The sequence below is a fragment of the Pseudomonas sp. L13 genome, from assembly GCF_009935965.1.
Taxonomy (GTDB): domain Bacteria; phylum Pseudomonadota; class Gammaproteobacteria; order Pseudomonadales; family Pseudomonadaceae; genus Aquipseudomonas; species Aquipseudomonas lactis.
Genome location: NZ_QODJ01000024.1, coordinates 75,296 through 82,463, shown reverse-complemented (window position 1 = coordinate 82,463; position 7,168 = coordinate 75,296). Strand labels below are relative to the sequence as shown.

8 protein-coding genes and 1 pseudogene are annotated in these 7,168 nt (G+C 58.2%); 6 read left to right on the top strand and 3 right to left on the bottom strand.

The window, feature by feature from the left end:
* From DK871_RS14235 to DK871_RS14225, 3 genes and pseudogenes are all read right to left on the bottom strand, one after another.
* Positions 1 to 845, bottom strand: a pseudogene (locus DK871_RS14235) (type IV secretion protein Rhs); the annotation flags it as partial.
* A 135-nt stretch (positions 846 to 980) separates the two neighbouring features.
* Entirely contained in the window at positions 981 to 1,361 is a 381-nt protein-coding gene (locus DK871_RS14230) for a MerR family transcriptional regulator (protein WP_161905479.1), read from the bottom strand.
* Positions 1,300 to 1,944 carry an NAD(P)H-dependent oxidoreductase gene (locus tag DK871_RS14225; protein ID WP_161905478.1) on the bottom strand — a complete coding sequence of 215 codons (645 nt, stop codon included), beginning with the start codon at positions 1,942 to 1,944 and terminating at the stop codon, positions 1,300 to 1,302. The genes DK871_RS14230 and DK871_RS14225 overlap by 62 nt, the downstream gene beginning before the upstream one ends.
* A 172-nt stretch (positions 1,945 to 2,116) precedes the next feature.
* Between DK871_RS14225 and DK871_RS14220 the strand changes: the two genes are divergently transcribed.
* The 6 genes from DK871_RS14220 (at position 2,117) to DK871_RS14195 (ending at position 7,158) form a co-directional block, all read left to right on the top strand.
* Positions 2,117 to 3,148 (top strand): YhcG family protein, encoded by a 1,032-nt coding sequence (locus tag DK871_RS14220; protein WP_161905477.1) that lies wholly within the window; start codon positions 2,117 to 2,119, stop codon positions 3,146 to 3,148.
* Positions 3,149 to 3,375: 227 nt separating this feature from the next.
* The gene (locus DK871_RS14215) at positions 3,376 to 3,957 is read left to right on the top strand and encodes a YjfI family protein (RefSeq protein WP_034126864.1); all 582 of its coding nucleotides are present in this window, start codon (positions 3,376 to 3,378) and stop codon (positions 3,955 to 3,957) included.
* A 17-nt stretch (positions 3,958 to 3,974) separates the two neighbouring features.
* Positions 3,975 to 4,673, top strand: a complete 699-nt coding sequence (locus tag DK871_RS14210) for a PspA/IM30 family protein (RefSeq protein ID WP_161905476.1) — start codon at positions 3,975 to 3,977, stop codon at positions 4,671 to 4,673.
* Positions 4,674 to 4,829: 156 nt separating this feature from the next.
* Positions 4,830 to 5,390 (top strand): rhomboid family intramembrane serine protease, encoded by a 561-nt coding sequence (locus DK871_RS14205; RefSeq protein WP_161905475.1) that lies wholly within the window; start codon positions 4,830 to 4,832, stop codon positions 5,388 to 5,390.
* Positions 5,391 to 5,462: 72 nt separating this feature from the next.
* A complete protein-coding gene (locus tag DK871_RS14200; protein ID WP_161905474.1) occupies positions 5,463 to 6,497 on the top strand; it encodes an ion channel in 1,035 nt (344 codons plus the stop codon).
* Positions 6,484 to 7,158 (top strand): DUF2491 family protein, encoded by a 675-nt coding sequence (locus DK871_RS14195; RefSeq protein ID WP_161905473.1) that lies wholly within the window; start codon positions 6,484 to 6,486, stop codon positions 7,156 to 7,158. The genes DK871_RS14200 and DK871_RS14195 overlap by 14 nt, the downstream gene beginning before the upstream one ends.
* Positions 7,159 to 7,168 lie beyond the last annotated feature (10 nt).

The window sequence follows — 7,168 nt, the reverse complement described above, 5'->3', positions numbered from 1 at the left end:
ATCAGCAACGACACCATAAAACCTGCGGCCGCTTGCGCGACCTCACTGGGCGGTAACGCCTCCAGCCAGATCATGGCAGTGCGCAGTAACAGGTACAGCGCCGCTTCATCACTGGCGAGCAACATCGCCTGTTCCATGACCTTGGGCGCATCGGTGGCGATCTTCGCCAACTTGGCCGCTTCGCTACCCAGTTGCTCGACGTACTTCAACGGGTCTTCAAGCATCGCCTGCACCAGCTTGATGCTGTCCCACACATCCGTGATCACCGCCCAACTGCCCGCCAGCACGCCGCTGCTAATTGCGCTGGCAGTAGAGCGTTCCCAGTGGGGTTTGAAGCCTTTCCACTGTGACCGAAGCCACTGTTCCAAGTCCGCCGTCAGCCCGGCATAGGAGGTAAACAAGGCCTCCACTTGCTCCGCCGAAACACCCCCCTGAACCCGCACCTCATAGCGCCCGCCAGCGGCGCAGTAGTGCGAGCCCTTGCCGTGCTCATCGAGCATCACCCGCGTGGAGCTGCCGTCATCCAGGCCGATCACCTCAACGGGGATATCGCCAATCGGTACGTCATACACCGACTCGAACTTGCTCTCGATTTCCAGCACGCCACCCATCGGGCAACGGGCCACGGTGGAAAAGTCCGCGTCAGAAAGACTTACCGAGCGCTGCGAATCCCCAGCCCGCAGTACCCGGTCCATGCCCAGCAACGACGGCAAATCCGCTGCATGGCTGACCGAGTCCAACGCCCGCGAGTACCAGGCGCCCATCTGCTGGCGGTATTCCACCAGGCTCTGATGGAAGCCATCCAGCTCATGTTCGATAGAGGCGATGTGGGAGGCGTGGGTCATCCATGACGTCTCGGCAGTAGGCAAGGCGTCGGAGTCTGCCGCAACGAAAAGCGGCTGGATGAGCGGTTTGGAAAATCAGATTACCCTTACAAGATGCTCGCAAAAGTCAGCGGCAACTCATGCGTAAGGGCTACTTCAAATGGCGACACTACTGATTGACGAGCATTGCCCTTGGGCATCTTTCAGTTGGGTTTCAAACTCAATCAAGCCCGCCTGCATCCGTTGCAACACGGTGATTTGCGCGGCCAGCGCGTGCTTCTTGTTGGCGATGGCTTGGTCCGCCCTGTCCCAGGGAAAGGCGTCACCGTCGTACCCCAGCAAAATCTCCTGCAACTCCTTGAGTTTGAACCCCAGTTGCTGGGCGCATTTGATAAAGGTCAATCGCTCCACGCTCTGCGCCGTATAAACGCGATAGCCGCCAAGGCGCTGAGGCTCGGGCATTAATCCAATCGCCTCATAGTGACGAATCGCCTTGATGGTCGTGCCGGACAACTGCGCGGCTTTGCCGATGTACATGAAAACTCCCTTTTTCAAATAGTGCGCTGGCCTGCTTCAGCCATTTGGCCCGCTGCGTCAGCGTAGAGCCCAGCACCGGCCCCAACAGCAGCGTCTTGCTCGTCGTGATGCCGCACAGCGCCAGCGTGGTGCGACGCATCTGGTGGATGGCCGGCATGCGATAAACCCAGCGGTAATACCACGACGGCGTATCGAGGGTCACTAACAAGTGCGCGGTTCGGCCCTTTAACAGCTTGTCTGGGAATGCCTTGCCTGCACGATATTTGAAGGCAAAGCCGGGGAGGAAAACGCGGTCGATAAAGCCCTTCATCAGTGCCGGGATGCCGCCCCACCAGACCGGGAACACCCACGCCAGGTGCTCGGCCCAGAGGATGTCGGCTTGGGCGCTGAGCAAGTCGGGTTCCAGGGCTTGAACCTGGGTGTAAGCATGATGAAGGATCGGGTCGAAGCTGAGATCACCCAGGCGCAGGACGCGGACTTCGTGACCGGCCGTTTTAGCGGCGTGGATATAAGTGTGCGCGAGAGCGGAACAAAAACTATCGGAGGATGGGTGGCCGAGAATGACCAGGATGCGCTGACTCATGGTGATAGGTCCTGAAAAGGGCATTCAGGGTAGGGGTTGCCGTATAGGGGAGAGTCAAGTGCCAGCAGGACCTTTCTGTGAGGTGCGCAGGACCCTTCCTGAAGTGCTCATGAACGCTTGTGACGGTACTGTGGGCTGGCTAGCCTGCTGAAAACACCAGGGTAAAAAAGGCATGAGCGAAGCTTCTATCGGGTTGATCGCGCCTCCTGAGGGCTACGGCGATTGGCTGACAGACCTCAAGGGCCGTATCCATCAGGCGCAACAGCGTGCGTCAATCGCAGTCAATCGTGAGCTGGTGCTGCTTTACTGGCAGATCGGGCACGATATTTTGATGCGTCAGCATGCTCAAGGTTGGGGTAGCAAAGTGATCGACCGCCTTGCGCAAGATCTGCGAGCGGCCTTTCCTGACATCAAGGGTTTTTCGCCGCGCAATCTGAAATACATGCGTGCTTTTGCCGAGGCGTGGCCGGATTCGGAATTTGTGCAACAGGCTGCTGCACAATTGCCTTGGGGCCACAACGTGGTGCTGCTCGATAAGCTTCCCGGCCCCGAAACTCGTCGTTGGTACATCATTCAGGCCGTTAAACATAACTGGTCGCGCAACACACTGGTGATGCACATTGAAAACCGCCTGCTGGAGCGCAGTGGCAAGGCCGTCAGCAACTTCGAAAGCCATCTGCCCAAAGCGCAATCCGACCTGGCGCGCGAATCCCTCAAAGACCCGTACCGCTTTGATTTCCTCAGCCTGGGGCAGAATGCGCAAGAGCGCGAGATCGAAAATGCCCTGATCAAGCACGTCACTGACTTTTTGTTGGAGTTGGGCGCAGGCTTTGCCTTCGTTGGTCGGCAAGTGCTGCTGAATGTTGGCGGCGATGAGTTCTTCATCGACCTGTTGTTCTATCACCTGAAGCTGCGTTGCTATGTGGTGATCGAACTCAAGGCGGGCAAGTTCAAACCTGAGCACCTGGGCAAATTGAGCTTCTATCTCGCGGCGGTGGATGCCGAGATAAAGCACCCACAGGATGGCCCGACTCTCGGCCTCTTGTTGTGCAAGGGTAAAAATGAAGTGGTGGCTGAATATGCACTGCGCGATAACAACCGACCTATTGGTGTGGCGCAATATCAACTGATGGAGTCTTTGCCAGCCGAACTGCAATCGAGCTTGCCTAGCATCGAGCAAATCGAGCGAGAGTTGGCGGGGTAGCTGAGACTTTCGGTGGCTGAAAAAATGTAAGGAAAAATCTCACGCGTGAGCTATTGAGTACCTTGAAGATTGCCTGTAGATTTTCTCACGCGTGAGTTTTTCACAGCGAGGTCAGTACCATGAGCAGCAGCTCTCCATCGAGCCCATCAACTGGGTCCGATACCGATTCAGCAAGCCTCAAGGGAGAGCGCTTGAAGCCGCCCGCAAAAAAGCCGTCGAGCTTTTACATGAAGCAGATGCGCGCGGGGCTGGCGGCGGCCGGTTATGTGAAACACGAGACTTGGGTGCTTCCCGAAAACCGAAGCCTGCTCAAGCAAATGGAGAAACAGCTACGCCAACCGATCCTGGCTGGCTCATTCATGTCGGAGAATTTCATGAGCGCAGGTACCAACTGGAATATCGATCGCCTCTTCAGTGCTCTTCAGGCGCTGGATGACGTGACGTCCAATGACATTACGCTTTCTCTCGTCCAAGGCTCCGAGTCCAGCATCAAGCTTGAGATGAACGACTTTGGTGGCTTGCCGATTTACATCGCGGTGGTGGGCGAGCAAATCATCGTGGATACCGTCCTGGTCGACGCCGAGTCCATCAACGATGTCGCGAAATTCAACGACGCCGTGCTGCGCAGCCGGGAGATGTTCCCGTTGTCGTCCATCGGTATCGAGTCCATGCCGAACGGGCAGGTGGTTTACAACATGTTCGGTGCGCTCAGCTCCGACTCCAGCCTGACCAACATCGTGACCGAGGTGAAAACCCTGGTTGATAACGTGCAGCGCGCCAGCGAAGCCTTCGAACGTTTCTTCATTTAATTATTCGGGAAAACCCAATGACTCAGTCCATCTGGAGCAAATTGTTCACCGCGTTGCGTGGCGGTGCCAGCGAAGTCGGCGAATCGATCGTCGACCAACAGGCCCTGCGCATCCTTGACCAGGAAATTCGCGATGCAGACAGCGCCTTGGCCAATGCCAAGCGTGAGCTGGTGAGCATCATGGCCAAGCACAAACTGGCGGCTGATCGTGTTAGCGAGTACGACGCCAAGATCAAAGACCTGGAATCCAAGGCGATGGCCGCTATCCAGGCCAACCGTGAAGACCTCGCACTGGAAGTGGCCGAAGCCATTTCGACCCTGACCAACGAGCGGGATGTGGAGCAAAAGCAGACCACCGAGTTCGGTGGGTACGCTGAGAGCATGCGCAAAGACATCACCAAGGCCGAGAGCCGCATCAAAAGCCTGCGCCAGCAAGTGGACATGGCCAAGGCTCGCGACAGCGTGCAAAAGGCCCAGGTCAGTGCCTCGATTGCCAGCGGCGGAGCCAACGGCAAGCTGGAAACCGCGGTCGGTACGCTCAATCGCTTGCAGGCCAAGCAGCAGCAACGTGCCGCTGAGCTGCAAGCCCAGGATGAACTGGCTGAAGCGTCGACGGGGACAGACCTGGAACGCAAACTGCGCGATGCCGGCATCACGCCGAACGAAGGCAGTGCCAATGCGATTCTGGAGCGCTTGAAGCAAAAGTCGGCTGAGTAATCAACGCAGGTCAGTTAAGCCTGCAACTCTGTGGCGAGGGAGCTTGCTCCCGCTGGGCTGCGCAGCAGTCCTGTTTTTGGGGCCGCTCCGCGCCCCAGCGGGAGCAAGCTCCCTCGCCACAGTGGCAGTGCCCTTCTTTTGTATGTTGAGGTCAGGATGAACGCCTTGAACGGTTTCAAGACAATCGCAGGCCTGGCCCTCTTCATGGTCGCGCTGCAACTGCTCAATGTGGCCACCGGTTACAGCCTCATGGCGTTCGGGCTAATCCCCAGAACGCTGCAAGGCCTGTTCGGCATCCTCACTTCACCGTTTTTACACGCTTCCTTCGGCCACCTGAGCGCCAACCTGATTGCCTTTTTGGTCTTGGGCTCCCTGGTCATGATCGAAGGGGTCAACCGGTTCATTACCGTCAGTGCCATCGTCATTCTGCTGGGTGGCTTGTTGGTCTGGCTGTTTGGTTTTTCAGGCGTACACGTCGGCGCCAGCGGCTGGGTGTTCGGGCTATGGGCCTACCTGCTGTCTCGCGCCTGGTTCCACAGAAGCTGGGGCAACCTGCTAACCGCCGCTGTCGTGGCTTTGCTGTATGGCGGGCTGATCGTGGGCTTCCTTCCCCGGCAGGGCGTTTCCTTCGAAGGGCATCTGTTTGGTGCGCTCGCCGGATTTATTGCAGCCAAGGTACTTCTATCCACGCCGCGCAGCGGGTTTAATGCCGGGTGAACGCACTTGAGCATCCAGACATCGAGGCGATGCTGTCGTCAGGATTCAAGTACCCAGGGAGCCAGGGGCTAAATGTCGATTTTCCTTTTGTTACGCATGTACGCCTCGTCGCTCTTTCACCGCTTCGGTTGGGCAGGGCTGATCGTTGCCTTGGGTGTCCACTTGAGCACGGCTTATCTGGGCCTGGTGTTGCTGGGCGAACAACACCTCACCGCCCTCGCCACGTTTATCTACTTCTATCTCACCACCACACTCACCGTCGGCTATGGCGACCTCGCACCGCAGACCTCGGCGGGGCGAATTTTCGTGGCGGCCTGGGTCATGCTCGGGGGCATTGCGCTGCTCACGGCAGCCATCGGCAAAACCACCAGCAGTGTTATCGATGCATGGAGAAAAGGCATGAAGGGCAAAGGTGATTTCACCGGCAAGGTCGGCCATACCGTGCTGATCGGCTGGGAGGGCGCGTCCAGCGAACGGGTGATTGAATTATTGCTGCAAGACGAAACCTCGAACGACAACCTGATCGTGATCTGCGATTGCAGCCTTGAAGAAAACCCGATGCCGGGCAAAGCGGCGTTCATCCGCGGCGAAAGCCTATCCTCCACCGCACTGTTGCTGCGTGCCGGTGTGCCCGGTGCCGAGCGCGTGCTGGTGCGAACCCCGTCTGACGACCTGACCCTGGCTACCGTGCTGGCGGTGAACCAACTGTGCCCCGTCGGGCATGTGGTTGCCCACTTCAACGAAAGTGAAATCGCAGCACTCGCCAGCTCCTACGCCCCGCGCCTGGAATGCACGTCCAGCATGGCAATCGAAATGCTGGTGCGCGCCTCTCAGGATCCGGGCTCGTCGGTGGTCATCAATGAATTGCTGTGCGTGGGGCAGGGCGCCACCCAGTACCTGATGAAATTGCCCGATGCCTTTGAGGCAACCTTCGGCGAGCTTTACACGCAGATGAAGGAGCGGCACAACGCCACCCTCATCGGCTATCGCGCCCAAGGTATTCAGCAGGCGTCGATCAACCCGCCCAATGCCACACAGGTCAAAGGCGGCGAACTCTTCTACATCGCTTCCACTCGGCTTAAGGAAATCTCCCATGGGATGGCTTAAACAGTTGATGGGGCTTGAGGCCCCAAAAGCCACTACCGACTCGAACCGGGCCGTCAGCCCAAGCCTGCCCACCACCGGCCCGCTGGGCCTGGCACCGGGCAAGGGGGTGATGTTCGACACCACCCTGAAATTGCTGCTCGATGAAAAAACCAACGTGGTGATCCCCGGCTCCCAGGAAATCTGGAGCAACGGCACCATCGACCTCGGCCAGTCCACCTGGCTGTCGCGCTATTACATGAACGACGAAGATTATTGGTTGCAGGTGCACACCACCGGCCAGGTTGCAGGCCAGGTCGAGTCGGTGATTCTGTTCAACTACCTCAGTTACGTCACCATCAGCAGCGAAGCGGAACTGCGCAGGCTGGCGGGCCCACAGAGCCTGATCGGGCTGCCGACTTACACCCACGACGGCGTCGAGTTCTTCCGGGAGTGGGGCAGCGAGGACGGCCAGACCGAACTGGTGGCGATGAGCGAACAGGTCACCAGCCCAGAAGCCACCTACAACGTCGAGCACCGTTCGATGCTATACGCCCGCGACACCGGCCTGACCGACCGTCGAGAGTTCCTGCTGTTCTCCGTCGAAGAAGATGCCGAAGGCACCATCAGCCTGAGCACATCCCTGGGCATTTCGCTGTACACCACCGACCTGACTACGCTCTAAAAAAGGAAGC